Origin of the sequence: Methylobacterium sp. R2-1 (assembly GCF_014191355.1) — a bacterium.
In the GTDB taxonomy this organism is placed as follows: Bacteria; Pseudomonadota; Alphaproteobacteria; order Rhizobiales; family Beijerinckiaceae; genus Methylobacterium.
Map to the genome: position 1 here is coordinate 18,284 of NZ_JACHWM010000022.1, position 23,712 is coordinate 41,995.

The window sequence follows — 23,712 nt, forward strand, 5'->3', positions numbered from 1 at the left end:
GATGCCGTACACAGTGGAAATCACGCTGGCCGATCCACCATCTGCCGAGGATGGTCTGCCGATCTATGCGCTGCCCGAGACATTCGACACGCTTGCAGACGCCAAGGAGGCCGCGGTTGGTCATATCGCCAAGTTAGGACGACCTCGCTCGACCGTCATGTTCACCGTGATGGATCGTGATGGCGTTACCGTTGCGACGGGCGACGATAGCGCGACCTGATCAACGAGCGTCCGCGGTCAATCCAAAGAGTTCATCGTGGGCGGATCGTTGTGATAGCTTGACACATAACAGTCCAAACCTATTACGCGTCTGGCGCAGGCTGCAGAACAATATGGACGGGCCGAGTGCGAGAACGGACGTACGGCCGCCATAGGCCCTGCCGCTTCTCACGATTGGAAAGAGCGCCCCGAGCGGATGGCGCGCTGCGGGGCTTTCTCTTGGGCAATAGAGAAGGGGCCGAAGCCCCTCCCGCTACATCCCGGCTTCGCCTCGACGCGCACGGCGGTTCCGCACCTGAGCGCTCGGCAGGGCATCAGGTACGAGGGTTGCATTGACCGGATTCGGTGTGTGGTCGAGAGCAGCGCCGGTAGCGGCATCAACGCCCATGCCGATCACTCCGCCGACGAGCACGTTGCCAGCGAAACCTGCCGCGCCCGTTCCGGCAATCTTGGTCCGCACCGGAACCATCTGAGGCTGATAGCCCGGCTTGGTGAAGGTAACGTCGAACTCGTCTGATCTGTCGACTTCTAAAGAACAGGGCGTCGCTGGGCAGGCATAGCCCTTGTCCGTTACCATCTGAGCGCCGGGTGGCTCAGTCAGGAACGCCATCTTCTCAGTCGTGCCGCGGGTGATGCTTCCGCACGCACTGACGCTCACCGCAGCAACTGCTGCAGTGACAAATGTTAAGGCCTTCATGACTTCCCCCAAGGCGCGAGCGTTGGCGCCGAATGCTCCATGCTACAGACCTCGGCACCAAGCAATGCAGGAAAATGCTAGGTCGAGAAGCCGGTTGTGGAGTGTTGCGAGGTTGCCATGGCAGCGCGAGGAGACTGGACGCCGACCGGTCGCAGCCAACTCCGCGGCCTCTGGTTCGGCCTGCTGGCCTACGAGGTCGAAGAGACGCGCATGGTCAACACGTGGATGCCTGGCGCTCCGTACAGCCGATGAACCGGCGCCGACCTACCGGTGGCGGCGCGTCAGGCTCAGCGGAGTGATCGACCTGCAGGCCGACGCCACGACGCCTGCACTTGGAGCGGCCGCTCAGCATTTTCGTCCGGCTTCGGCCTCTAGGTGCCCTTCTGCCTTGCGGGTAACTTCGCAGGGATCGTAACCCTTCATCTCCGCCAGCAAGAGCAGATCGGTTACAAGATCGATCAGGTCGCTCTCTCCGATTCTGTCGGTCGTCCGTAGGTAGCACCAACTCCGAATGTCATCGTGCTCTTGTAGGTAGGCGTCGAGGGCTTTTTGGGCGAGTGCGGCGTGCTTCGCTCTGTCCGGCATGACGATCTGCCTCCTACCCCATAACGCCGGACCAGAAGCGACATGGCCGGCGGGTAGGCCGTTAACTGCAGAGTACTGCTTCTGTTCAATTTCAGAACAGAGAGGGCGGCCGCCAAACCGCAGTGTTCTGCTCGGCGAACACTCTAGCTTCTGCCGATTTCGGGGGATCCTGGGAGCCCAAAAACGATACGGGTGGTCGCGGCCCCCAGCTTTCCTAGCGCCAGGGTCCGAAAACCCAGCGGCCGGATCGCGGCCCAGCTCGATTGGGGATAGGACTGGCCTGCCTCGCCGCTCTCTCGCCGCGTCTCGGCACCCTGGACAGGCGCACAGCCCGCCCAGCACCGAAAGGTATCAGATCCCGAACTGCTCACCCCCGAGCACAAGGCATGGCGCCAAGAGGTGCTGAAGCGCGCCGGATGGAAGTGTCAGGCCCTGGGCTGCGCGGCCCACGGCAGGCGCGGCAGGATCCGGCTCTATGCCGACCATATCAGCGAGCGCAGGGACGGCGCCGCATCGCTCGACCCGGTCAACGGGCAGGCGCTGTGCCCGAAGTACCATGCGGAGAAGACCGCGCAGGCACGGGCCGCGAGGATGCGGTCATGACCCCTGACGCTGTCTTCGCCCGCGCCACGGTGTGCGGTTTGGCTCTCAGGCATGGCGCTGTTCGCGGATTGAGATGGGGCGCCACTCAGCGTCGGTGCCCGGTCTCGGCTAAGAGGTGGTTCTCGGCTTCGCGCACGACACTGCTGGGGTCGAGTCCGACAGTGTGGGCAAAGAGCAGCAGGTCGGTGACAAGATCAACGATGTCGCTCTCTCCGACATCTGCGATTGGCGGCATCATCGGCCGACGGCGGAAGGGTGAGCTTTCTTTGAGGAAGGCTTCAAGTGCTCGCTCAGCGAGCCGAACCCGTTCGGCCTCTGACTGCATCGGCGACTCCCCTGGTGTGATCACCTAAGCGGCGCAGTCCCAACCTAGAACATGGGTTGAGCTGAGAGGCCGGCAAATTGGGGTTACCTCTTTCGAGGTAGTCCGCAACGGCCCGACCTCGGATCGGCCTGCCTGCCAACACCGGGGGGCGGTCAAAGATCGTGGCGGCCAGGGGACCGCTACCGCACAGGGTCCCATTCGCAGATTTTTCCTGGTGGGTGAATTCGAGGGTCGCGGAGGACGGCAGGATTATCATGTCAACACTGTAGGAAAAAGATCAAGCCGCACCAGGTGCTTACATCAAATGTAAGCCCGAGTGATTGAAGCTTGCTGCCGGACCGCGCACCGGGTGAGCGAAGCATAGAGCAGCGGGCCGGCACTGAGGGGGGCCGGGACCGACCCGCCGGCCGTCTGCCGTGGGTGTCCGAAGGTGATCACGGCGCAACGACAGCGAACCATGGAACGCGGCTAGGGCGCGCTCAAGCCGCGCGTGCGGCCTAACTCGGTCGAGACCCGAGCCGGCCGCGCCCGCCGCGCAATCCCACCATCAGGACGATCACCATGAACGCAGCTCAGATCGTGAGCGCGCTGCGCCTCGCCATTGTCTTCTTCGGCGGCTTCGCCGTCGCCCGCGACGTGGCTCAGACGGGCGGCATGGCACTGTTCGACAGCATGGCGGTCGCCGACCTCACGACCGCGATCAAAGATCTCACTGTCGCGATACGGGCGGATACGGCCTCGGAGGAGGCACAGCACGCCAGCCAGTTCGCGCAGGTGCTCCAGCGTCTCACCGACGTGCTGAACCACCACGATGACACCCATGGACACCCACCGCGAGGAGGGCGACGATGAACCTATGCTTCGTCGCGGCCGCCCCTCCGGCCATGCCGATGATTCAGGCATGACGATTGGTGCCCGATCACGGGGAGCCGCCTTCGACTCAAAGCTGTGCCTGGGAAGGTCCGCTCTCAGGCTCTTCGTTCAACAAAAGACATGCGACTGGAACGGATGAACTCATGGCTATCCGCTTCAGATTGGAAAGCCGGCAAAGCTGGCGATGAGAAAGCCGGGTTTCCGGTGGTCACCGCGCTTGCCGCCACTTCAGATAGGCTTGGTAGATCTCCTCCTTTCCGGCCGGCCGCTCGGGCTGTGACTGGAAGAACCGGTCCAGATCCGGCTGGGCAACGGCCTCCTGCTCCTTGTGGCGGTCGAGCCACTCCTGCGCCGGCCGGAAGCGCCTCCAGCCCTTCACCGAGGCCGCGAGGTTGACCTCCCGCCATTTCGGATGCCGCTGCGGAGCCAGAAATTTGTCGAACTGGCCGAAGAAGGCCTCGACGAAGCGAACGAGCTTCTCATAGCGCGCTGATCCCTTCGGGCTGTTGTAGACCCCGAGGACCGTGCCAACCGCGACGGTCTCCACCGCCTCTTCGCCGACAAACTTCGGATAATCAGTCCGCGTCAGGGTCGCGGGGACATAGGCTTCGTTCATCGTGTCCGGGTAGGGCGCCGCCACGAAGTGGAAGCGTTCACCCGGATCGAAGCTCGCAATGAAAGCCACCGGCTTAGCCGCCACCGACACCACAGCCTCGATCTCGCCGTTGCGCAGCATCTCGAGGGCGGTGGGCTGATCGACGTTGATCCCCTCCACAGTGACGCCGAGCTCGCGGAACATGGCCCGGCCGCTATAGTCGGTGCCGCTGCCCTTGACGTCGAAGCTGACCCGCTTGCCGGCGAGATCGCTAACCGTCCGAACCGAATTCGGCGCGATGATATGCAACTCGTCGTCGAACAGCTTGGCAATGTAATGGATTTGTCGCTCAATGTTCTTCAGGCGCTTGTCTTGCCGCAGCTGGTCCAGCGTATCGGTGCGAACGAAACCCAGATCAACGCCCTTCAGGAACCGGATGTCGTAGGCGTTCTCGCCCGCCCCCTTGCCGAGTATCGGCAAGATCCGAAGCTTATCGCCGTCATCCAGCACGAAGGCGAACTCGGCGCCGACGCGGAAGTAGGTTCCGCCGGGCGTGCCGGTCACCACCGTGACGGTGTTGGCGTTCATGCGCTCGCCAAGGGCAGCTTCCGTTGCGGGGCCGGCATCGACCGGTGCGGTGTCTGAGGCTCCCGCGACAGGGTCGTTTGCCATCAAGGCGATCCCGAGAAGGGCAGCGAACAGGGCAAGCCTCGACATGTGCGTGTCCCTCGGTGATCGTCGAACTTTCTTCAAGGCGTGCTGTCAGCGCCCCGTCGCGGCGAGCAGCCGCTCATCCGTCTGGTTCTGACCCGCGGCCTTTGCGTACAGGCGTCTGGCGAGATCCGGATCGGCCCGCAGGCCACGCACGTTCCAGCGCCGCAGCATGTCCAGATCCCAGGTCTGTGCTAGGAGGAAGGTCGCGTTCGGTGCGTTGCGCGCCTGTGCACGCTCCAGCAGAAGTCGGGCACCGCTAATATCGCCGAGCCGTATCAGGCCTCTGGCTCGCTCCACCAGCGGGTCCACCCGGAGCGTCGGTCGCGCGGTCTCCACGGGACGTGTGAGCCGCGCAGCCTCGCCCTCAGCGGCCAGCCTTCTCTCTGTGACATCGGGCGATACCGGATGGTCGATCCCCGCCGTGTTCGTGAGAGCTGTGCCACGGGCCGACGGCACCACGACGCCCTCGGCCGTGGCCGATGTATCGGGAGCCGCAGCGCTGGCGATGACCTGAGTGGGCGACAGTGTTCCGCGGATTGCAGCCGCAGGCTTCTCGGGGCTGCGCGGTTCGTCGCCGGCGGCAATGGTACGATCAGGACCGTCGGGGTGGAAACTGACGTTGAGAAGACTCGTCGCGACATCGACCTGCCCACCGGACCCCGAAGTCCAGATCGCCGCGACGGCGAGCGAGAAGCGGCTCTCGCGCTCGTCGGTCTGCGTGATCTTGATGTTCGGGAGATCCCACGCTCTGATGTCTACGTCCCTTTTATCGTCTGACGGCGAGAAAGTGTTGGTTGAGTCACTGATCGTCACGCCTCGGGGTAGGCCCAGCAGGAGGATGGCTTCGATAGAGACCCTGCCTGTGCGGACAAGCTTAATTTCCAGCGGGAGAGGGGTGCCAAGCTTTCCGGAGACATCGTGTGTAGCAAAGAAGAGATCAGATGTCTTGCCCTGCCCGGGATCTGCATCGCTTCTGCTGCTGGGTGCGGCGGCCTCGGCAGGAGGCCGGCCATCCGCGACTTGTGCAGATGCCGGCAGAGAAAAACAGAATATCGAAACGAGTGCTGCCATGGCCGGCATGTAACCGGTCATATTTGTGCGATGCGGTTCCATCGGATGCAATCCTTATCAGGCGCGTTCCGCTAGAATGTAGCTTCGGATACAGTACTTGGTACTTTGCGTCAATTAATTTTGGTTGGTATTTGCCTTGCCCGTGCGGGCAATTGTGACGAACTCAGCCGTATTCCGAGCGATGCCGACGCAGGATTTCGTGATGCCGCCGGAATCGAGTCCGGTTCACGGCCGCTGGCGGTCGCCCTTCTGTCAGTTCGCAGCGTTGCGCCCTTCCGGTGCAATCGAGCAGGCTTCCGCGATGAACTTGCCCCGCCCGACTCAGCCGCGGCGTGGTTTTTCCGTGCATCAGCCCACATCGAGGTGCCCCGCACGAACTACCCCAGAAGATCCACATGGGCTCAGGGTCGGCGGCCTGGATCGGCCAAGCGCGTCGTCCTACCAATCGGATGCTCGTCCCCCCGGATGGGCACACTCCTCCCCCGCCCGGCTCAGCTGCGGCGGGGCTTCTTCATGTCCGCTCTCGGCTATCCTCGGCTCATCATTTTTTTTGAACATATAATGAACCTGCCTCGTGGCAGCACTTGACGGTAATCGCCTCCCACGCTGTAGAGCGAAAGCCGCTTGCGCTTAGGTCTCGGGTATTCCGAACATGCTCGTGGCATTGAGGTTCGACGTGACTAAATTATATTTTTCCGCGCTTGCGGGACTGGCTGCCTGCGCCGTTGCAAGCAGCGCCGGTGCTCAGACGGCAGGAGATTGGGTTCTGGCTCGCTATAAGGGCGGTGAACATTGGTATCCCGGCATCTTGAAGAGCACGAGCGGCGATCGGGTCACTGTTGCATACGACGATGGCGACCGTGAAACCCTGAGCCTGAGCCAAGTTCGTCCCTATGATTGGGCGATCGGCGGCCGGGTCGAGTGCAACTATCAAGGCGGCGGAAAGTGGTATCCCGGCAGGATTGCGTCACTCTCAGGTGGCAGTATCGGCATCAAGTACGATGACGGCGACAGCGAGCGCACGAACACTGGCCGCTGCCGCTCGCAGTAACTGCGGGTACAAAGAGCCCGCCCGGCTTAGCCGCGGCGGGTTTTTCGTTTTGTGCACTGGCGTGCACCGGTATGCGACGCTGACCTGCTGCGCGGCAAAGCGCATCACCCCGACACCGAACGTGGACTGCTCTGTTGGTTCGACGATCTATGAACAGAGGATGCCTGCAGAATGCCCCGCTACTTCTTCGACGTGGAGGATGGAGACCGACGGTCGATGAACGGTCGATGAACGGTCGATGAGAAGGGCATGGATTTGAAGGGCCGCGAGCCGCAGCCATCGCAGCGATGAAGACGCTGCTCGATGTCGGACGCTTCGAGGTCGTCATCAATAACGAACGCCGGCTCACTGTCGTCGTCCGGGACGAGGGCGGCAAGTCCTTCTTCCGAGCCGAGATGGCGATAGAGGCTGAGTGGCTGCTTGATGGGAGGAAGCCGAAGGCGTTCGCAGAGTAGATCAACGCAACCCTACCCAGCCCCACCCGGTTCGCCGCGCTCGGGATTCCGTCTAGCGATTAGATAGTCCGCACATACGGAGCCACACCATGGCCCCACTCTTTCACGAGGGACAGTCAGGGAGATTTGAGCACCCCCCAATAATGCTCCCGTAGACGCTGGATAGGGTGTCAAGCGTGATTGTGGAAACATCAGGCGAATTGACACTGGTTTCAGCCAGATCTTTTCGCGGCCTCGAATTTATTGACGGCGGGGATACGGCGGTAGTTAAGTTCATCGGAGCAGACGGCAGCGAGGTCGCCGCTATGATGCCTCTTCGAACCGCAATCGAGATGGCTCACGCGCTGGCTGAAATGAGCCAGATTGTTGCGTCCACGGGCAAACGTCTGACGAAGTGCTAAGAGGTCTTCGATTTCGCAATCCGCCTCAGGTTCGCGTTGAAGTCAGCGCCGCCGCGAGCATCCGCCTCCGCACCTCGGCCATACGGTCGTCACCGCTGGTGCCGCCCCCGGCCCGACTGCCTCGTAGATCTCCTGCACGCTTGCCTCGTCCGGGCCGAGGCCGCGGGCGAAGCCGAGCAGGTCGCGCATCTCGGGGGGGGAGCGCTCATCGTTGGTCACTGCACGCTGCCACCGTCCTTCGCTTGCAGCAACCGCAGTGCCTCGCGAGTGACCTCGTGAAGATCGGATAGCCCTTGCATGCCGAGCGGCACACCGACTCGCTGACCCTCAACGGTCGTCAGCACGATCATTGCCAGCTTCTCGCCCATCAGTAGTCCGGGCTTAGGCGCACAGATCGGCAGCAGGAAGTCGCCCTCACCTTCGAGCGCATCCTTGGCGGAGTCGGGTCGGAAGGGGGGCGAATCGTCCATGCGTTGAGCCTATCCCGTAGGCATGCTTCTCGCCAGCAGGAACGCGGTGCGGATTGGCCCGCGCTTCAGGGTCATGCTCGGCTCGGGACTGGCGACGACCTGGCACGCCCATGCATGCCCCGTGACGGCCGCAGCGAGGTCAAACACGCAGCCGTTGGTGATCGGATGTGCGCCGGCCTTAGGATCCCCGAGATACCTCCCGATCGCTTCGTTCACCTGCACATCGGTGACGGCCTTGGCTTTGAAGAGTTCGCCGACCGCGGAGGACGAATCAGCCATGTCGCACCGCGAAAATCGGAGTTCTAGGGGGAATTCATGGGGAACCGCCGCGCAAGCATGGGCTAAAAATCGGCTAAATGCTTGAGAAAGCTGGTGCCGCAAGAGGGATTCGAACCCCCGACACCCTCATTACGAATGGCATGTTCTACCCGGTCGTAGAGAGCCGCGCCCTTCATAGTGGTCCATTCTGGTCCATGCCTTCCCCTAAAACCCTTGGGTTTCGGGGGAGTACCAGGGAGATGTTCGCCCGGCGTTCGCCCGCAATTGATCCGAACGTGACGCTTGGTACCCGACGCGGTGAGCTGCTCGCGACCCTCAGGAGCCGTTCGACGCAACATCAAACAAGGGCCGCATACCGTGGCAGAGCGGACCATCAGGGGTGCAGGAAGCTACAGGTTAGCCTCGCGATCCCAATGGTCTCGGTAGCCTCTGAAGTAAGCGCATTCCAAAATGCTACGCCATCCATTTGCAACGAGGTGAGAAGCGGTTTGAAACTTACCCCTAGAGCAGGCCCTATTGTAACGGGGGGCGGTCACGGCAGCATGCGGTCGTCCCGCCGCGATTGTGATACCAGATAACAAGACGCGGCAAACATCCAGGCGTCCCCGAGGAGAGCTATTCGATATCATCGTATGATTCATGTTTTGGTCGTGGGGATGTTGCCCTCGCCCATTAACTTCATCTTGATCTGACTAGCTGTGAACCAGATTGATCGTCACACAAATTCACCCGCATAAAAATCCCAATTGCCGAGCTGACATCCCTTAGCCGACCAAGACGCGAACTGATCGCATGGCGCTCTGACGCTCATGGGTCGCTCTTCGCTAAGACACCTGTGGCCGGGCCATTCTTCATTTCAGGTTTACGAATATATTCTAACTGCAGATTCCCAGTTCACCGCGCGCAGACCAAGTGAAAATTGTCTGCGCTTAGATTGCACAAGAGAAATATAATGCCGTTTCTTTCAAGATTCCGCATTTTAACCAAGTTGTTGAGCATAATAGGCTTCCTATCGATAATCGCCTTAGCTCTAGGCGGCCTGGGCATCGCTTCGCTGAAATCCCTCAACGATGCGACGGATGTTATGCAGGTGACTTCCAACGCTGCCCTGCGCGCCGCCCGAATGAATCAGAACGTCCTTGCAATGAACGGTGCCGAGTTCCGTTTGGCCGGTGATCCGCGTGCCGAAACGCTCAGCGAAGTACGCGCCGAAATCGATGCGGAGATGCAGACCCTGCGCAAGCGCCTCTCCGAGATCCAGGCGACCTTGTCGCCCGAGGAGGCTCGGCTCGCGAGGGAGGCTGAAGAGCATATCGCAAATTACCAGCACGAGGTCGAAGGTACCTTCGCTGCAGCTCGGGACGTGAAGAGCTTTGAAGCCTCTGCTGAGTTGCGGCGGCTGCAGAAGGAGGCAATGTCGAGCCGCCAGGCTGTCGCCAAGCTAAGGGCATCGGTGCGGCAATTGGCAGATTCACTCGACAAGCGCGTCGCGGCGATATCCGGCCAAGCAACAGACGAGTATCGACGCACCTCGACGCTGCTGATGATCGTCGCAGGTTTCGGCATCATTCTTGGATTGACCTTCGGTGTCGTCGTTGGTCAGGCCGGGATCGTCAAACCGCTTCGCTCGATCGTCAGTGTTCTCCAGCGACTTGCTGGCGGTGACTATGCTGTCGCGATTCACGGGACTGAATGGCGTGATGAAGTCGGCGATGTTGCTCGCACGGCACTCGTGTTCAAGGACAATCTCGTCCGCACCCGTCAGTTGGAGGAGGAGACGGCGCTCGCTCGCGCTTCGGCCGAGGAGCAGCGCAAGGCGGGCATGCGCCAAATGGCCGACAGCTTCGAGGCCGCGGTCGGCGGCATCATCGGCATGGTCTCGTCCTCGTCCACAGAGTTGCAGGCGACTGCGCAGACGATGACGGCCACAGCCACCGAAACAGCGAGCCAGTCCTCCACCGTGGCGGCGGCTGCGGAAGAGGCTGCCTCGAACGTCAGCACGGTCGCGGCTGCCGCCGAGGAGCTGGGCTCGTCCGTCCAGGAGATCGGCCGGCAGGTAAACGGCTCGGCTCAGCTCGCCCAGGCTGCCGTGACAGACGCTGCCCAGACGGCAGGTCTCGTGCAGGAGCTGAGCGGGGCGGTCGCGAAGATCGGCGACGTCGTGACGATGATCTCCACCATCGCCAGTCAGACCAACCTCTTGGCCCTCAACGCCACCATTGAGGCGGCCCGTGCCGGCGAAGCTGGGCGCGGCTTCGCGGTAGTAGCCACCGAGGTGAAGGAACTGGCGAGCCAGACGGCGCGGGCCACGGAGGAAATCTCGGGCCAGATTGCCCGCATCCAAGGTTCGACAGGTCAGGCCGTGTCGGCCATTGGCTCGATCACGGCGCGCATCCAGGAGATCAGCGGTGTCGCCACTGCCATCGCTGCAGCCGTCGAGGAACAGGAAGCGGCCACGCAGGAGATCGTGCGCAATGTGGCACAGGCTGCGGCGGGTACAGGCGAGGTGACGAGCAACATCGCGGGCGTTGCGGGCGCAGCTGAGGAGACCGGGGCCGCCGCGTCTCAGGTGCTTGGGGCGGCCTCGGAACTGTCGCGCCAGTCCGAGCACCTCTCGGCCGAGGTTTCGCGGTTCCTCGCAACCGTACGGGCAGCTTGAGATGGCAACGGATGAGATCCATCTGCTGCCTGGGCCGCTCAATCTGAGGGGTGCACGCGAACTCGTCCAAGCTCTCGCCATAGCTTTGCAAGATGGTCAGGATCTTGGGTGTGCGGGCATCACATCCACGCTCTCGAACGGATGATTGAGCAGTTGCGTTAGGATCTCCGCCAAGCTGCAGAAGCCCTCTCAGTAGATCACTCGCGCGCGATATCGCTGATGGCGACGCTGTGCGCTGAACTGAACCACCTTGCCCAAGTGGCCAGACGGCTCAGCACCCTCGCGCACCAATCGATCACGACATGCGGGGAGCCGGACGCTATAGGCTGGCTCCTCGCATAAATCCCGAAAAATCACGCCGGGCTTCTGTACGCCAGGACCTTGAGAAGAACTGAGCTATGGACGCGCTTCTCGTCGATGACAGCTCCACCATGCTGCTGCGGCTCCGGCTGCTGCTCGAGCAGGAGCATGGGGTGAGCGTCACCGCTTTCACCAAGCCGGGTGCCGCCCTCATCGAGGCGCAGATGCGTGCCTTCGATCTGATCTTGGTCGACCACCACATGCCCGATATGGACGGCACCACCTTCATCCAGCACCTGCGCGCCATTCCACACTACGCGCAGGTGCCGATCGTCATGATCACCAGTGACCTCACCGACGCCGTCAGGCTTGCCGCCCTTGAGGCGGGTGCGACGGACTTCCTGGATAAGGGAGCTAACGGCGTCGAGCTGAGCGTGCGTCTACGCAACCAGATCAAGCTCGCCGCCGCCGTGCGCCGGCTTGACGATCAGGCGGCCTGGCTCGCCGGTGAAGTCGAGACAGCTGTGCGCCATCTGCGCGAGCGCGAGGAGGAGATCATCTTCCGCCTCGCTCTGGCGGTGGAGTACCGCGACAACGACACGGGCGATCACACGTGGCGGGTAGCGCGCTACAGTCAGATCATAGCCGAGGCACTCGGGCTCGACGCGGTATTCTGCCGTCGCCTCTACCTTGCGGCTCCGCTGCACGACGTGGGCAAAGTTGCCATCCCCGATGGCATCCTGCTGAAGAGGGGACGCTTGGACGACGCGGAGATTGCCACAATCCGCACCCATGCGGCGATTGGCAAGCGCATCCTGGGCAACAGCACGTCTGAGCTGATCCGGCTCGCGGCCGAGATTGCACAAGCCCATCACGAGAAGTGGGACGGCAGCGGCTATCCGAAGGGCCTTGCGGGTGAAGCCATTCCGCTCTCGGCACGGATTGTCGCCGTGGCCGACGTCTTCGACGCACTCACGACGACGCGGCCCTACAAGGACGCAATGCCAGCCGAGGAGGCTCTGCGCATCATCCAGGCCGAGAGTGGGCAGCACTTCGATCCCGACTGCGTTGCGGCCTTCACCTCGCGCTGGCCGGACATCACCGCAGTCAGCGGGATGGCCGCGGCGACGCGTGAGTCGGCCTTCGGTCGGCCAACCGAGCCCTGGGCACGTGTACCGGAGCTGCTGCGGGAAGCGGCAGACGAGCGCACGACGCTGCTACCCGCTGCTTGAGCGAGGCCACAACTCCAACGCGCGTCTTACGTCGTTGCGATGACCAGCGGCACCGACTGCAACACCAACATCCATAAGGCCCAGTTCGCGAAGGTCTGCTTTCCGGGTCGATGCAGTCCGTTGCGGTCGCGGCGCTGAATGCCAGCTCGCCGCCCTTTGCGGACGTCGACCGAGAAGTCGGTCCCCGGCTCGAAGGTGTCGCGCCAGACCTCGGCGTCGGGATCGCTCACGCCTTTTGCGCCCGCGCCGCGAACTCCCAAATCGGAATGCCAACCGGCGCACCGGCCACGTTCCGATAGCCGCTCACGTTGCCGAACAGGATCCGTTTCGGCTCGATGCCGATCGCCTTGTGGCCACCCGTCATCATCACCCCGCACCAATCGACTCGCAGCGTGCCGTGCTCCGGATGAACGCCGAAGAGTTGTGGCGTCGTCCAGCCCAAGCGGACGGCCTCGGCGCCGAAGCGCTCGATGAAGTCCGTGCAGGCTTCAAGGATATTCGCCCAGGCGGCGGCGCCAAGGTACCGGCACGGCGGATTGGTAGGGCGGAGGGTACCGAAGGCCTTGCGCCACTCGGCTGCTTGGGGAGGAAGCGGATCGGACGCGAGTTCGGGAAGGAGCATTACGGCTGCCGGCTGATGGCGGGGCCGACGACATAGGGGCGCCAGGTTGCCTCAAGCTTACCGGCTGGTCGTCCTCACACTTTTTGCACTCGCGCCAGCAGGATCGCGGTTCGGATCGCGCCGCGCTTCCGGGTTCTGGAAGTGGGGATCATGGTGGCCGTAGACCTTTGAAGCATCTCGGGAGTCGGCCGGAGATAGTCGGCTGCCTCCCATAGATTAACGCCCTGCTGCATCAGCCATGTCGCGGCCGTGTGCCGTAGGACGTGGCGCGAGGTGTCTTCCTCAAACCCTGCCAGCCGCACCGCGGTGGCGAACGCTGTCTTCACCGATGCCACTGGCTCGCCGTTCCATCCAACGATGTACTCGGGCATGCGCGACTTCTTGGACGCGGCATCGTTCTCTTATTCTCTCGATGCCGGCGAGCGCGGTGCGATCAATGATGCCGCGCGGCATCGAGCGGGCGGTGTGCTGAGCGCCCATCAGGCTGCACTGGCCGCTGTGGGGTCGTGCAGCACCGCCGCAACGGCAAGGTAATGGCTGGCGAGATCACGCTTCTTTGCCTCCACCTCGGCCAGAAGCCCCGTAAAGGATCCGATGCCATCTGCGCCTTGTGCTTGGATCGACATCGGGTCAGGACACCGGGTCGGATGCGCGGCACTTCAGCATGAGTGTCATGAAGACGTCATCTCAGTTGCGCAAAGTTTCGCGATTTGCCGCACAATATTCATTGCACGGATTTTGAGTCCGGCAAAGAACAGGATTTCTGTAAGAAAATCTACGCGCCACTCTCAACTCCTTCGGTGCCCAATCGTCTGATTTGGCCATCGTTCGCTAACCATAAGCAGCTCCTGAGCGGATCGTTCCGTGCGGGCGTTCGTTGATAGAGTATGTCCGGGAATACTACTGATATCAGTTGTTGCTCTCTCCTGGGAACAGCTGTAAATATTGCATTTGGCTCCGTTGAGTTGCGCGGGGTCATTCGCGCAATTGGAGACACGGTATCCATGCCGAGGCCGGGGGCATCGGGTGAGGCCAGTTTCCGGCAGGTCGTTATCGACCTCGGAGACCGAGCTGCTCCGCTGGAGTTGTGGCTGAGCGATGAGGATTTCGACTAGTAGCCTAAGCGGGTGAGGTGAGGCCGGCTCATCTCGCCTGCTCGTCGCTCTGGCTTTCGAGGATGGTGGGGGCCGCTTCGCAGACCGGGCCGTTCGCGAGTTCGAGCGGCATGTCGGCGTGGCACGGCTCGTCGAGAGCGCGGGCAAGGCAGTTTGGAGCCAATGTTTAGTTTGGGGACAGACTGAGCTTGGTGCCGTTGTTGAATTGCAGGCGAAGGCGCGGCTGCCATCAAGTCTAATATTGAGCATCCCGAGCCGCAAATTTGCCAAAGCATGCCGGACTGTATGGTCAGAAGGGCAAGCCCATGGACTCGAATTCAGCGCGGTCACGCCGGATGCCCTGACTTCAGCGTACGCTCGACGAGACAACCTGTCGCAAGCGTGCAGCGGGCCAACAGCGAAGGGGGTGCCCGATGCCGGCCCGCCGGTCGCTTGCCGCAGTGTCGGATGGGGAGGCTACGGCGCAACGACACCACTTCGTGCGCCTCGCACCGGAAGTGCTCAACCAGCGTTTGCGGATTACCGCGATTGAGGTGTCGGCCTCGCGATACCGGAGCGCGAGCCGGGAGCAGCGGGTCGGCGCCCCCCAACACCGGCCCGCCGTCTGCGGCCTGCAGCGAGGCGGTGAGCTTCTGCAGACGCAGTCCTTCGTGCCCCTTGCTCCCAAGGCACTCAAGTAGCTCCTCCGAGGCAGCTCGATAGTCGTCCTCGAGCCGGCCGGATCCGCCGCGCATTCCCCCATCACTGCATCAACTAGGCCCAGCCAAGTTCTTTAACGGCTACAGTGTCGTTCCAGATCTTTGTCATGTGGCTGATCTTGTCGCCGTCGAACTGCATGGCATAAACGTAGTCGGTTGCCGTGCTTTTTCCGGTGGGAGGACAAGGTCCGCCTTCTCCGGTATGTGTCCCTCGGAAGACACCATACGCCGTCACGTTTTGGCGCTCTTCGTCTGTTGCGAAGGATTTCACTTCGTAACGGCCGTCAGGAATGAACGTCAGCAGCCCCTTCATCCATTCCGTATAGTCCCGTAACGTGGCGATGTTGGAAAGAGCATCGGCCTGAGCCGAGAAGCTGGCATTGGGGGTGCAGTAGCGCTCGCAGGCGTCCCAGCCGCCGCCTGTCTCACATGTATCGAAAAACGCTTTGGCGGCGGATGTAATCGTACCCATGCTCAATGCCTCGCTGAATTGACGCGCGAGAATAGGACGTTTGCAGATGGCCCGATACGGCAAGGGGCACCGTTCACCTGCTGCAATTGTTTCCAGCAGTGGGGACTTCTACGGCTTGGTGCCTATGGAATGGCTATCTGGCTGACGCAATGTCGGCGATTGGTGGCGGACGGGCGCTCGGGATCGGCGGGGCGGCGCCGAGTTGACGGCTCTGGGCAGATGACTGCCCGACCCTAGCTTCGGTCCCATCCAGATTAGCGACGAACCACATATTCAGCCCCGACCGATCCACCGGCGCGGGACTTTTTCGTGCGTCAGCGCTTGCCCATCTGCCTCCTCAGGCTGACGGGAGCGTGGCTTCGCTGTTCTCGCCTCGCATCTGCCTCTCGATGAGTGTCGCCTGCTTGCTGTTCGTTAAGCGTCAAAGCGACCTTCATTTTCGCTTTGGACAGATCCTTGGCGCTCCGCATACACGGCCGGCTCAGCCTCGCCGCGGTTCAGCCGCCCTAGGGTGTTTCACGCGTGCTCGTTCCGATCCGCGGTGAGCTTGTCGAACCAATTAGGATCGGGACGCTTGAGAGTGGTCATCGCCCTGCCTCCCATGAAACGATCAGCAAATTCAACGCCGCCTTCATTTCGAGCCGCGCTGCTTCAAAGCTGGTGTGAGGAGCGATGGAACGACCCATCACCTCACCGCGTCGCTTTATGGACCACGTAAAGACCCGGCTCTCCAGTTGGAGCGGCCTTACGTCAACGACAAACGGATGGGAGGGTGCAGCAGCCATACTCAACCATGCCACACCGGCGCGCCTACTCATAGGCTGCGTCAACGCCCGCGAAATTCGAACCGTCTCCCCCCCGAACGGCAGAAGCCCTCCCAGCCTCCGGTTCGCCCTAGAGGTGCGCACCGGTCGCTCGTGCTGCATGGAACCTAAGTTTCTTATGAAGCAGAAGGGCCCGTCATCGCTCGTTTCAACGAAATCGCATCTTGCCCGGCTCGACTTGGCCGCGACGGGGTTTTTCGTGCTCGCCACAGGGTCGCACATCATCCGAGCGATTTCGCTCGCATACCGGGGCGCCCAAGCAGGTGGTGCGGGCGAGGTAGGTCGAGTGGATCCGCCGTGTAAGTGGCCGAAATCGAGGCGCTGAGCCCGCAGCTACGGACTGCTGACGCTCACATTTGCCCGTCTACCGCTTGCATTCCAGCCGCCACTCGACCCAGCTTTGGGCCTCATCGAGATTGGCGAAAGTGGGTGGGTCTGGATGATCGACGGGGCCGAAGCCCGCCTCCAGAAACCACATCCCGGCCCTGTCTCCGTGAATGTCCGACATCCGAACCAGAACCGCTACCAAGAACCCGTCGGAGAAGACGAGGTGGCTCTCCATGTCGGAACTCCCTGTCGCAACTCGAATGGGCTGTAGGCGAAGGGGCATCTCACCGCTCGCTGCTGAGGCTGTTCGCTGCCTAAGCTGCAGGTGCGCCGGGTCAACTCCGCGGCCTGCAGAAGCTCGTCCCAAGCCTCGATCACCGGCATGTTGCCGCGCAGCGTGACCAAGCTCCGGCCACACATCTCCTTGAGGACACGGTTGACGTGCACGTCCGTGAGGCTCAATGCCTCGGCGAGGTCGATCTGCGTGAGCGGGAACTCACAGCGGCAGCTCCCGGCCACTCCAGCCGATTGCAGCTTCAGGTACAGCTCACAGAAGAGGTGCGCGACCTGCTCGAAGGCGGAGCATCGGCCTAAGCCGACCATCCACTCACGGAAGATGCCTGCATCGATCAGGGTCAAGTGCCAGAGTCAGGATTTGCCGCCCGTCACCGAGCAGCTTGTAGCGGCAAGCCCAGCCGTCGAGGATGAGACACGAATGCGCGGGCTGGTCGCCGTTGCGTACGATGTCCTGCCGAGCGATGAGATTGTGGATTCTCACGGCAGGTTCTCGACGGCCTGACACTCGACATCTGAGAGGGCAGCAATGCCGTCCAGCTTGCTGATGAGCATGGTTATGGCTTGCGGGTGGTGAGGCATGTTGCTTCCCCTTGCCTTGCAGACGGAAGCGCTTGCCCCTTCCAGCCATCAGTGTCCGTTGCAGATCCGCTGATGATGGCTGCCAGCACAAACTGATGCTGTCGAAAGCCTCTAATGTAAGTTAGTTTCAGGCAATTATTATTTGCTTCGTCAGATGCGTTTGTGAGACGTCGGAGGATGTGGTGCGCGCCGTGCGTGGATCAATAACATAGTAGGCCACAAAGGCGCTCAGGTTACATCTCGTCGCTTCAGGACTTGATGGCAAGCAAAGATATTGAGTCTCGACTTGTAGTCGAGGAGGATTAAATTATCGCAATTCATGCACTGGTATTTAGCGACGGTAGCAAACCAGCGTCCGCTCTTCTCATGCGCCCTTCCGCACGATGGACATGGGTGATGCATCAGTTCGTCATATAAGCTCGGCGACAACCTCATGGTGCGGCCTATCTATCGATGACGCACGAGGCCCGGCCGAGGCCTGACCAAATCTGCAATTATTCGCGGACTCATCTATATGATCGATTTTTTCAAAACGCCATCAATAAATGTTTTACAACATACGGAAACCGTACTCCTCGCAAGCGAAGCGTTTCTATTGCCCCTGGGGTCAGCTGTCGTTTTGCGATGGGCGACCCAAAGTGTTCGGGATGACGGATCGTGCTCGCTCTCAGCACGGCGGTGGTCGAGAGCAGGAGGTGACGTCCTGATCTCACGTGCGATCAGCGTAGGGCGGGATCTCGACGAGGGTTCCGATCAAGCGGAGCAGGGCTTGTTGCTCCGGATTGCCGGATCCGTTGGCCAAGAATGCTCCCAGCTCGATGTGACTTCGCTGTCCGCCTGAAGGACCGTTTGGCTGGTGAATGACAAACGCCCTACCATTGGTAGGTTCCCGGCCCAGGAACCAGCAGTCGCCGTTCGGGCTCCGGTAAAGTTCGCGGCGATCGGACATGATAATAGCCCTCAGCATTTCCTGTGCCGATGGATGAACCTGCGATGGTACGAAGGTCTCTCCTCGTAAGAGGCATAGACCCTATCGTGCGGTGTGTCTTCCTGCACCCCTTGGGCGCCGTCGATCCCGCATCTGGTGCAGCGCGCCTGCCGGACGAGTCGTCTGCGGGCCAGTCTCCGTCTTCTACTCAGACTGCACGAGCTGTCGCGCTCAACAGCCGCTCCTGCCGGTCGGGCTTGCTGACGAACTGCCCATCAGCGAGCCGTTGACGGTCGACGAGACCCTGCCGAGTTGAGGTCACGACGAACGGATGTGAGGCCAATGCTCTGCAACGTCGGCGGCCGAGGTCGTCCCATCCCTCTTTCCGTGCATCGCTGGAGCCGGCCGCTACTGCTACGTGCCCGGCGGTCTCGTAGATCTCCCGCACGGTCGCAATGTCCAATGCGGGGTCCGAACGAGCTTAAGTCAGTATGCAGTGTGACGACTAATTCGCAGTGCCTTGATTTCTCGCTGCTAATGCTCTGTCGAGTGGAGTTTGCTGCATATGCCAAATAGCCTGCGGCCAAAAACACGCTGGGCTGCACTCGAAGGCCTTTGAAATCTAAAGCCCTGTGGGGGATATTGGATAAGCTGAAATTGCGCAGGGGCGGCAAAAGGCGGGATATGTTTCCGCCAAGCCCCTGGGCGAATTTATGCAGATTGATGGTAGCAGCCTCGATGAGTGGCAGCGCGTTGTCGCAGAACTCTTGACGGTTGGCGAGAAGGCGCTTCTTCAGCTTCGCGAAGCAGCAGATTTTCGTGTTCGGCTTCTAACTGAAATGCCGAATCTGGAGCTGAACAAAGACGCCGCTAAAGCCTCTCAACCTGACAAGCTAACCGGATCTTTAGCGGAATAGCGCCCTTTTCATCGCGGACCGTCAGAACCAGGGCCGCTTCTTTGGCGTCCTCAGTTTCGGCTCGCATGAGCTGCGTGACGACTTGTAGAGCTTCCGCACATAATATTTCTTCGTTGTCTTCTATCTCTCGCCCAACTACATCGCACAGATCGGTTCCGTCGTGCACGTCGAAAAAATAGCGGGGCATCGCATGTGGCCTTATCAGCGCGTGGCAGTAGGCTGTGTGGCGAGTCAATTCCAATTCTACTCAAATTTTCGTTACTAGCAACTTCTCTCTCTAATCGAATAATTTTGAATTACTACTTGTAAATGAAATCTGAAAATTGATTATCTGTTTGGTCCGGCCGACATGCTCGATCTCAGCGTTCGTGACGCTGCCAGTGGTGGCGAACGACACGCCCACGCTGATCCTCGCAGTACCACACGGCGTGGCACCCATCTGGCGCGAGAAGGGCATTCTGCCCGGGCGCTCCTTGAAAGCCGGCGTAGTCAAGGTCGATCTGGTGCCGCTGGCGGCCTCACAGCGGGCCTCGACTTTCCGTCGTCGACCGCGAGCGCTCGGCACGCCTCATGGATGCGATGGAGGCCTGCGACGCCCGCTTCGGCTGTGGCAGCGTCGTACCGGTACGAGCAGCTTGCTCTGGAGCGACAGCGGCGCATCTGGACGATGACGGTCGAGATGCGGACACCGCGTTACACGACGCAGGTCCGTGAGTTGCCGGTTGCGCAGGCCTGGCGGGCCGGCTTCGGCCCAAGGCAATCGGCCGACAGCGAACGCTGCTCTTGCCAGGCGCATCGAGTCGCCGCACTCTCAGCTTAGCAGTACGCCTATCGGGAGAATGCCGGAGCATTCCCTCATCGGACTGCAGGATCTGGGAAGTCCAAAAGTATGACGATGGATGTTGGGCACGCCGCAGGCGGCGGCTTGAACAAGACCGCTCTGTCCGAACGTCGGGCTCGGCTTCTTGACCGTCGCTCGTTTTTGGTCGGCTCGGCCGCCGGCTTAGGCGCGCTCGGGCTGGGCGGTTGCGTGACATCCGACAGCACGATGCTGGCCGAGGCAGCGAAGGTCTACGGGCCTATGCCGGATGAAAAGTTTCCAATTCCGGCGGTCGATATCAGCAAAGTCAATCCGAAATATTATCGCCGGACGGTTCAGTACGAAACCAAGGAAGCACTTGGAACGATCATCGTCGACCCCCGCAACTACTATGTCTACCGCATTGAGGGCGACGGTTCAGCCACCCGCTACGGCGCCAATGTCGGGCGCGATGGGTTCCTGTGGAGCGGTGACGCTTATGTCGGTCGCAAGTCCGAATGGGCAACCTGGACGCCACCCAAGGAGATGATCCGGCGGCAGCCCGAGGCGGCCAAATACGCCCGTGGGATGCCGGGCGGCCTCGACAACCCGCTCGGCGCCCGTACCCTTCATCTCTACCAGAACGGCGCCTATACACTCTACACGATCTACGCCAGCAGCGACCCCGAATCGATCGGCAGCGGCATCACAAGCGGCTGTGTCGGCCTGCTGAGTCAGGACATGATCCATCTCTACGGGCGAACCCCGGTTAAGACAAAGGTGGTGGTCCTGCCCGCATAGGGAAACCTTCGAGCCCTGACTCCGACGTCATGTGGGGTTCCGACGAGATCATGGCCTGTGGGACGTGGTGCCGGATCGGGTGATCCGCAGCAGGATCATCACCACGAGGTACAGCAGCGTCGCGCGTAGTACGGTCCCCATGCGGATGTTCCACGAGCCGCCAGGGATAGATGAACCGCGATAGGGAAAGGTGCTGTGCTCGCCGGCAACCGAGAGAATAGCTTCCGTCCGGCCTTGCAGATGTGGGGCCAGCCGCAGCTTGATGGGGCCTGTCCTCTCGCGCCCGAGAACGAACCGGTAGGTGCCCCCTCCCGGGTGGCGGTCACATCCTTCGCAGCTGGCTCGGCGGTCGTGATCGAGGCGTCATCGAGAAGAGTGGAGCCAACACCAATGTCGAGTGTCTCGGCCCTCAGAGGCGACGTCGCACGGATGATCAACTCGCTCGGCACCGCGGAGACAGTCCGGCCAACCCTGCAGCGGTGCCGCGGTTCATTCCGGCAGGCTCGTTGCGACCCGCCCGCCTCCGCGCGCGAGACGCCGGAGGTGGTGATGCGAGCGCCGTGTGTGGAACGACGGGGGGCGTAAAAACGAACGGTACGATTTCGGACTATCGCTGAACAACGCGTGCGGGTTCCCGTTCCCTTCCCAGCGACTCTCCGTCGTTCCTCCCAAGACTTGCCCCGCCCGGTCCGCCGGAGCGGGGTTTTTCGTCACCCATCGGCATGGCACCATCAGGCCCCGCCTGCACGGTGACGCCGCCAATTCCATCTGGATGTTGTTGCTAGCGGAAGGGGTTGGCACGTTCGCCGGCTGGCAGGAGACGTCTCGCCAAGAAATATGAAAGTTTCACTTCGGAAGGCAGCATGCATCCAAATTCGTCGATCTCAACGGATCCATTACGCAGGATCTCCACTCTCAATTGAGGAGCGGGCGAGCCAAAACGTGAGTGGATCCGGCGATGCAGAGCCGAGTCCGAAGGCCGCCGTGCCGTAGCCGCAGCCTTCGGGCTCGGTCGCCCGAGCTTCAAAGCACTCGGCTCACGCGGACCGAGTGCCGCTCTCCTCTCGTGACGAGCCCGACTTACGAGGCTGAGCGTCAGTCCTTGAGATCGGCCGGAACCTTGCCGCCGTTTTCCTCAAGCTTCTTGATGACCTGCTTGTGCAGCCAGATGTTCATCGAGGCCGAATCGTTCTTGTCGCCGGTGTAGTGCAGTTCGTCGGCGAGCTGCTGGCGGGCGTGCAGGCTCGAATCCAGGTCGAGCAGCTTCATCAGGTCGACGATGGAGGTGCGCCAGTTCAGCTTCTGCGAGTTCTTCGCCGCGAGGTCGTTGAGCACGGCCTCGACGTCGACCGATCCGCCGGACGACGTGCCGCCGCTGGTGGGTGCGGAGGCCGGCGCGCTGCCGCCGGATGACGGCTGAGCCTGGGTCTCGGAAGGCTTGGAGGACGACGTGCTGGACTCGGCGGCCTGCGCCTCGGACGAGCCGAACGGGTGGAGGATCTTGCTGACGATGCTGCCGATGAGGCTCATGGCGTGAGGTATCCTGTCGTCTGTCCCGCAGCGTGGATGCCGCTCTCGGCTGGGTAAACGGTAGGAAGAACGAGGCCGTTCCGTCGCAGGCCGGCAAAGCTTCGCCGCTCTGACGCTGCCGGGTTGATCCGCCGAGCAGGGCGACCGACTGGGGCACCACGTGCGGAAGCGACATTGGAAGATCGCGCCCGCTGTGCCATGGGGAACGCCAACCGGCTTCCCTGGAATCCATCGATGCGCAATCTGTTCAAGGCCTTCGCCCTGATCACGGGGCTTCTCGCCCTTCCCGTGCCATTCGCCGCCCCGCTCGCCGCCCAGACCGTGCCCGTGCGCATCGGCGTCATTCCAGTGATCGGCGCCGCGCCCGTCTTCGTCGCCCATGGCGAGGGTTGGCTCACGGATGCCGCGCTGGCGCCGACTTTCACCACCTTCGAGTCCGGACCCAACATGATCCAGGCGCTGGCGTCCGGCACCATCGACGTCTACGTCGCCGGCATCGCGCCGCTCGCGGTCGCCCGCACCAAGGGCATCGATGTGCGGGTCGTGGCCGCCACCGCCATCGAGGAGATGGTGTTCGTGGCAGCCCCCAAGCTCGCGCCCTACTTCGCCTCCGCCCCGAGCAAGGCCGAGGCCTTCAAGCAGTTCAAGGCCAAGGAGGGCCGTCCTGCCCGGCTCGCCACGCAGCCGCCAGGCTCGGTGCCGAACACCACCCTCCAGTACTGGCTGTGGCAGGTGGTGAAGGCCGACAAGGCCGACGTCGAGATCGTTTCCATGGGCATCGACGCGACCCAGCAGGCCTTGCTGGCCGGTGCCGTTGACGGCGCCTCGATCCGCGAGCCGGCGCTCACCATCGTCCAGGGGCGCAACCCGAAGATCACGCTGATCGCCACCGGTGGGGAGATGTTCCCCGATCAGCCGGGCACGGTGGTCGCCGTCTACGGCAAGTTCGCCGACGCCAACCCGAAGGCGGTTGAGGGCCTGGTCTCGGCGCTGGTCAAGGCGACCGACCTCTTGAAGACCGATCCGGCCCGTGCTGCCCCGCCGGTCGAGGCGGCGCTCGGCAAGGGCATCACGGATGTGGCCACGATCCAGAAGGCGCTGTCGTCGCCGGCCGCGAAGTTTGTCGCCGACCCGCGCACGATCATCGAGGCAACGAAGAAGATGCAGACCTATCAGGTCTCGATCGGCACCCTCGACAAGGGGGCGCCGACCGACGGCCTGTTCGATGCCAAGCCGTTCGACGCGGTCAAAAAGCCCTGATCTCCCTCGCGATC

General features: G+C 61.9%; 29 protein-coding genes. 12 read left to right on the plus strand and 17 right to left on the minus strand.

Translation table 11 applies throughout. The features are described 5' to 3' along the window. The first annotated feature begins 13 nt into the window (after positions 1 to 13). Positions 14 to 220 carry a hypothetical protein gene (locus tag FHU13_RS24600; protein WP_312889644.1) on the plus strand — a complete coding sequence of 69 codons (207 nt, stop codon included), beginning with the start codon at positions 14 to 16 and terminating at the stop codon, positions 218 to 220. A 252-nt stretch (positions 221 to 472) separates the two neighbouring features. Here FHU13_RS24600 and FHU13_RS24605 read toward each other — a convergent pair whose 3' ends face one another. Continuing rightward, positions 473 to 916 carry a translation initiation factor 2 gene (locus FHU13_RS24605; RefSeq protein WP_183438461.1) on the minus strand — a complete coding sequence of 148 codons (444 nt, stop codon included), beginning with the start codon at positions 914 to 916 and terminating at the stop codon, positions 473 to 475. 117 nt (positions 917 to 1,033) lie between these two features. Between FHU13_RS24605 and FHU13_RS28300 the strand changes: the two genes are divergently transcribed. Next, on the plus strand, positions 1,034 to 1,168 hold the full coding sequence (locus FHU13_RS28300) for a hypothetical protein (RefSeq protein ID WP_281411663.1): 135 nt from the start codon (positions 1,034 to 1,036) through the stop codon (positions 1,166 to 1,168). Positions 1,169 to 1,261: 93 nt separating this feature from the next. Here the strand turns inward: FHU13_RS28300 and FHU13_RS24610 are convergent, their stop codons facing one another. After that, the gene (locus tag FHU13_RS24610; RefSeq protein WP_183438462.1) at positions 1,262 to 1,501 is read right to left on the minus strand and encodes a hypothetical protein; all 240 of its coding nucleotides are present in this window, start codon (positions 1,499 to 1,501) and stop codon (positions 1,262 to 1,264) included. A 399-nt stretch (positions 1,502 to 1,900) separates the two neighbouring features. Here FHU13_RS24610 and FHU13_RS28070 point away from each other — a divergent pair, with 399 nt between their 5' ends. Next, positions 1,901 to 2,104 (plus strand): hypothetical protein, encoded by a 204-nt coding sequence (locus FHU13_RS28070; RefSeq protein ID WP_246714854.1) that lies wholly within the window; start codon positions 1,901 to 1,903, stop codon positions 2,102 to 2,104. 85 nt (positions 2,105 to 2,189) lie between these two features. Here the strand turns inward: FHU13_RS28070 and FHU13_RS24620 are convergent, their stop codons facing one another. Next, complete coding sequence (locus tag FHU13_RS24620) at positions 2,190 to 2,429, minus strand: hypothetical protein (RefSeq protein WP_183438463.1); 240 nt, start codon at positions 2,427 to 2,429, stop codon at positions 2,190 to 2,192. Positions 2,430 to 2,990: 561 nt separating this feature from the next. Here FHU13_RS24620 and FHU13_RS24625 point away from each other — a divergent pair. Then, positions 2,991 to 3,281: a hypothetical protein gene (locus tag FHU13_RS24625; protein WP_246714855.1), complete on the plus strand. Its 291-nt coding sequence runs from the start codon at positions 2,991 to 2,993 to the stop codon at positions 3,279 to 3,281. 229 nt (positions 3,282 to 3,510) lie between these two features. Here FHU13_RS24625 and FHU13_RS24630 read toward each other — a convergent pair whose 3' ends face one another. Both FHU13_RS24630 and FHU13_RS24635 read right to left on the minus strand, forming a co-directional pair. Then, positions 3,511 to 4,614 (minus strand): TAXI family TRAP transporter solute-binding subunit, encoded by a 1,104-nt coding sequence (locus tag FHU13_RS24630; protein ID WP_183438464.1) that lies wholly within the window; start codon positions 4,612 to 4,614, stop codon positions 3,511 to 3,513. Positions 4,615 to 4,659: 45 nt separating this feature from the next. After that, positions 4,660 to 5,724 (minus strand): hypothetical protein, encoded by a 1,065-nt coding sequence (locus FHU13_RS24635; protein ID WP_183438465.1) that lies wholly within the window; start codon positions 5,722 to 5,724, stop codon positions 4,660 to 4,662. Positions 5,725 to 6,340: 616 nt separating this feature from the next. Between FHU13_RS24635 and FHU13_RS24640 the strand changes: the two genes are divergently transcribed. Further along, positions 6,341 to 6,733, plus strand: a complete 393-nt coding sequence (locus FHU13_RS24640) for a tudor domain-containing protein (RefSeq protein ID WP_312889645.1) — start codon at positions 6,341 to 6,343, stop codon at positions 6,731 to 6,733. 287 nt (positions 6,734 to 7,020) lie between these two features. Continuing rightward, positions 7,021 to 7,188, plus strand: a complete 168-nt coding sequence (locus tag FHU13_RS24645) for a hypothetical protein (protein WP_183438467.1) — start codon at positions 7,021 to 7,023, stop codon at positions 7,186 to 7,188. 443 nt (positions 7,189 to 7,631) lie between these two features. Here the strand turns inward: FHU13_RS24645 and FHU13_RS24650 are convergent, their stop codons facing one another. From FHU13_RS24650 to FHU13_RS24660, 3 genes are read right to left on the minus strand one after another with little or no spacing between them, the layout of a single operon-like run. After that, a complete protein-coding gene (locus tag FHU13_RS24650) occupies positions 7,632 to 7,808 on the minus strand; it encodes a hypothetical protein (RefSeq protein WP_210287840.1) in 177 nt (58 codons plus the stop codon). After that, a complete protein-coding gene (locus FHU13_RS24655; RefSeq protein ID WP_183438468.1) occupies positions 7,805 to 8,059 on the minus strand; it encodes a hypothetical protein in 255 nt (84 codons plus the stop codon). The genes FHU13_RS24650 and FHU13_RS24655 overlap by 4 nt, the downstream gene beginning before the upstream one ends. A 9-nt stretch (positions 8,060 to 8,068) precedes the next feature. Beyond that, positions 8,069 to 8,338: a hypothetical protein gene (locus FHU13_RS24660; protein ID WP_183438469.1), complete on the minus strand. Its 270-nt coding sequence runs from the start codon at positions 8,336 to 8,338 to the stop codon at positions 8,069 to 8,071. 952 nt (positions 8,339 to 9,290) lie between these two features. On the opposite strand from FHU13_RS24660, the gene FHU13_RS24665 reads away from it, so the two are divergent. Then, positions 9,291 to 10,997, plus strand: a complete 1,707-nt coding sequence (locus tag FHU13_RS24665) for a methyl-accepting chemotaxis protein (protein WP_183438470.1) — start codon at positions 9,291 to 9,293, stop codon at positions 10,995 to 10,997. Between the two features lie 398 nt (positions 10,998 to 11,395). After that, positions 11,396 to 12,529: an HD-GYP domain-containing protein gene (locus tag FHU13_RS24670; protein WP_183438471.1), complete on the plus strand. Its 1,134-nt coding sequence runs from the start codon at positions 11,396 to 11,398 to the stop codon at positions 12,527 to 12,529. A gap of 26 nt (positions 12,530 to 12,555) precedes the next feature. Here FHU13_RS24670 and FHU13_RS24675 read toward each other — a convergent pair whose 3' ends face one another. From FHU13_RS24675 to FHU13_RS28075, 7 genes are all read right to left on the minus strand, one after another. Then, positions 12,556 to 12,759, minus strand: coding sequence for a hypothetical protein (locus FHU13_RS24675; protein ID WP_183438472.1), 204 nt, complete (start codon positions 12,757 to 12,759; stop codon positions 12,556 to 12,558). Beyond that, positions 12,756 to 13,151, minus strand: a complete 396-nt coding sequence (locus FHU13_RS24680) for a hypothetical protein (RefSeq protein WP_183438473.1) — start codon at positions 13,149 to 13,151, stop codon at positions 12,756 to 12,758. The genes FHU13_RS24675 and FHU13_RS24680 overlap by 4 nt, the downstream gene beginning before the upstream one ends. Before the next feature lie 74 nt (positions 13,152 to 13,225). Next, positions 13,226 to 13,522 (minus strand): tyrosine-type recombinase/integrase, encoded by a 297-nt coding sequence (locus FHU13_RS24685; RefSeq protein WP_183438474.1) that lies wholly within the window; start codon positions 13,520 to 13,522, stop codon positions 13,226 to 13,228. 108 nt (positions 13,523 to 13,630) lie between these two features. Continuing rightward, positions 13,631 to 13,777, minus strand: a complete 147-nt coding sequence (locus tag FHU13_RS24690; RefSeq protein ID WP_183438475.1) for a hypothetical protein — start codon at positions 13,775 to 13,777, stop codon at positions 13,631 to 13,633. Between the two features lie 1,242 nt (positions 13,778 to 15,019). Further along, positions 15,020 to 15,436 carry an ester cyclase gene (locus FHU13_RS24695; RefSeq protein ID WP_183438476.1) on the minus strand — a complete coding sequence of 139 codons (417 nt, stop codon included), beginning with the start codon at positions 15,434 to 15,436 and terminating at the stop codon, positions 15,020 to 15,022. A 1,188-nt stretch (positions 15,437 to 16,624) separates the two neighbouring features. Then, on the minus strand, positions 16,625 to 16,822 hold the full coding sequence (locus FHU13_RS24700) for a hypothetical protein (protein WP_246714856.1): 198 nt from the start codon (positions 16,820 to 16,822) through the stop codon (positions 16,625 to 16,627). Next, complete coding sequence (locus FHU13_RS28075) at positions 16,783 to 17,190, minus strand: helix-turn-helix domain-containing protein (protein WP_246714863.1); 408 nt, start codon at positions 17,188 to 17,190, stop codon at positions 16,783 to 16,785. Before FHU13_RS28075 ends, FHU13_RS24700 begins: the two co-directional genes overlap by 40 nt. A gap of 1,914 nt (positions 17,191 to 19,104) precedes the next feature. Between FHU13_RS28075 and FHU13_RS24710 the strand changes: the two genes are divergently transcribed. Further along, positions 19,105 to 19,308, plus strand: coding sequence for a hypothetical protein (locus FHU13_RS24710; RefSeq protein ID WP_183438477.1), 204 nt, complete (start codon positions 19,105 to 19,107; stop codon positions 19,306 to 19,308). Here the strand turns inward: FHU13_RS24710 and FHU13_RS28675 are convergent. Next, positions 19,262 to 19,495, minus strand: coding sequence for a DUF6894 family protein (locus FHU13_RS28675; protein WP_409518537.1), 234 nt, complete (start codon positions 19,493 to 19,495; stop codon positions 19,262 to 19,264). The two genes, FHU13_RS24710 and FHU13_RS28675, sit on opposite strands and share 47 nt — an antisense overlap. Positions 19,496 to 19,975: 480 nt before the next feature. Between FHU13_RS28675 and FHU13_RS28080 the strand changes: the two genes are divergently transcribed. Beyond that, positions 19,976 to 20,128 carry a DUF4113 domain-containing protein gene (locus tag FHU13_RS28080; protein ID WP_246714857.1) on the plus strand — a complete coding sequence of 51 codons (153 nt, stop codon included), beginning with the start codon at positions 19,976 to 19,978 and terminating at the stop codon, positions 20,126 to 20,128. 69 nt (positions 20,129 to 20,197) lie between these two features. After that, complete coding sequence (locus FHU13_RS24720; protein ID WP_183438478.1) at positions 20,198 to 20,908, plus strand: L,D-transpeptidase; 711 nt, start codon at positions 20,198 to 20,200, stop codon at positions 20,906 to 20,908. Positions 20,909 to 22,003: 1,095 nt separating this feature from the next. Here FHU13_RS24720 and FHU13_RS24725 read toward each other — a convergent pair. After that, positions 22,004 to 22,438, minus strand: coding sequence for a DUF3597 domain-containing protein (locus FHU13_RS24725; RefSeq protein ID WP_183438479.1), 435 nt, complete (start codon positions 22,436 to 22,438; stop codon positions 22,004 to 22,006). 234 nt (positions 22,439 to 22,672) lie between these two features. On the opposite strand from FHU13_RS24725, the gene FHU13_RS24730 reads away from it, so the two are divergent. Then, positions 22,673 to 23,698 (plus strand): ABC transporter substrate-binding protein, encoded by a 1,026-nt coding sequence (locus tag FHU13_RS24730; protein WP_183438480.1) that lies wholly within the window; start codon positions 22,673 to 22,675, stop codon positions 23,696 to 23,698. Positions 23,699 to 23,712: the final 14 nt, after the last annotated feature.

What these genes read in the sequence shown, in the direction of transcription:
- FHU13_RS24695 (WP_183438476.1), bottom strand. Translation starts at nt 15,436, where the DNA reads ATGGGTACGATTACATCCGCCGCCAAAGCGTTTTTCGATACATGTGAG.
- FHU13_RS24625 (WP_246714855.1), top strand. Translation starts at nt 2,991, where the DNA reads ATGAACGCAGCTCAGATCGTGAGCGCGCTGCGCCTCGCCATTGTCTTC.
- FHU13_RS24630 (WP_183438464.1), bottom strand. Translation starts at nt 4,614, where the DNA reads ATGTCGAGGCTTGCCCTGTTCGCTGCCCTTCTCGGGATCGCCTTGATG.
- FHU13_RS28300 (WP_281411663.1), top strand. Translation starts at nt 1,034, where the DNA reads ATGGCAGCGCGAGGAGACTGGACGCCGACCGGTCGCAGCCAACTCCGC.
- FHU13_RS24725 (WP_183438479.1), bottom strand. Translation starts at nt 22,438, where the DNA reads ATGAGCCTCATCGGCAGCATCGTCAGCAAGATCCTCCACCCGTTCGGC.
- FHU13_RS24610 (WP_183438462.1), bottom strand. Translation starts at nt 1,501, where the DNA reads ATGCCGGACAGAGCGAAGCACGCCGCACTCGCCCAAAAAGCCCTCGAC.
- FHU13_RS24635 (WP_183438465.1), bottom strand. Translation starts at nt 5,724, where the DNA reads ATGGAACCGCATCGCACAAATATGACCGGTTACATGCCGGCCATGGCA.
- FHU13_RS28675 (WP_409518537.1), bottom strand. Translation starts at nt 19,495, where the DNA reads ATGCCCCGCTATTTTTTCGACGTGCACGACGGAACCGATCTGTGCGAT.
- FHU13_RS24645 (WP_183438467.1), top strand. Translation starts at nt 7,021, where the DNA reads ATGAAGACGCTGCTCGATGTCGGACGCTTCGAGGTCGTCATCAATAAC.
- FHU13_RS24710 (WP_183438477.1), top strand. Translation starts at nt 19,105, where the DNA reads ATGCAGATTGATGGTAGCAGCCTCGATGAGTGGCAGCGCGTTGTCGCA.
- FHU13_RS28080 (WP_246714857.1), top strand. Translation starts at nt 19,976, where the DNA reads ATGACGGTCGAGATGCGGACACCGCGTTACACGACGCAGGTCCGTGAG.
- FHU13_RS24660 (WP_183438469.1), bottom strand. Translation starts at nt 8,338, where the DNA reads ATGGCTGATTCGTCCTCCGCGGTCGGCGAACTCTTCAAAGCCAAGGCC.
- FHU13_RS24620 (WP_183438463.1), bottom strand. Translation starts at nt 2,429, where the DNA reads ATGCAGTCAGAGGCCGAACGGGTTCGGCTCGCTGAGCGAGCACTTGAA.
- FHU13_RS24670 (WP_183438471.1), top strand. Translation starts at nt 11,396, where the DNA reads ATGGACGCGCTTCTCGTCGATGACAGCTCCACCATGCTGCTGCGGCTC.
- FHU13_RS24720 (WP_183438478.1), top strand. Translation starts at nt 20,198, where the DNA reads ATGACGATGGATGTTGGGCACGCCGCAGGCGGCGGCTTGAACAAGACC.
- FHU13_RS24680 (WP_183438473.1), bottom strand. Translation starts at nt 13,151, where the DNA reads ATGCTCCTTCCCGAACTCGCGTCCGATCCGCTTCCTCCCCAAGCAGCC.
- FHU13_RS24655 (WP_183438468.1), bottom strand. Translation starts at nt 8,059, where the DNA reads ATGGACGATTCGCCCCCCTTCCGACCCGACTCCGCCAAGGATGCGCTC.
- FHU13_RS24605 (WP_183438461.1), bottom strand. Translation starts at nt 916, where the DNA reads ATGAAGGCCTTAACATTTGTCACTGCAGCAGTTGCTGCGGTGAGCGTC.
- FHU13_RS28075 (WP_246714863.1), bottom strand. Translation starts at nt 17,190, where the DNA reads ATGGTCGGCTTAGGCCGATGCTCCGCCTTCGAGCAGGTCGCGCACCTC.
- FHU13_RS24690 (WP_183438475.1), bottom strand. Translation starts at nt 13,777, where the DNA reads ATGTCGATCCAAGCACAAGGCGCAGATGGCATCGGATCCTTTACGGGG.
- FHU13_RS24730 (WP_183438480.1), top strand. Translation starts at nt 22,673, where the DNA reads ATGCGCAATCTGTTCAAGGCCTTCGCCCTGATCACGGGGCTTCTCGCC.
- FHU13_RS24685 (WP_183438474.1), bottom strand. Translation starts at nt 13,522, where the DNA reads ATGCCCGAGTACATCGTTGGATGGAACGGCGAGCCAGTGGCATCGGTG.
- FHU13_RS24665 (WP_183438470.1), top strand. Translation starts at nt 9,291, where the DNA reads ATGCCGTTTCTTTCAAGATTCCGCATTTTAACCAAGTTGTTGAGCATA.
- FHU13_RS24700 (WP_246714856.1), bottom strand. Translation starts at nt 16,822, where the DNA reads ATGGAGAGCCACCTCGTCTTCTCCGACGGGTTCTTGGTAGCGGTTCTG.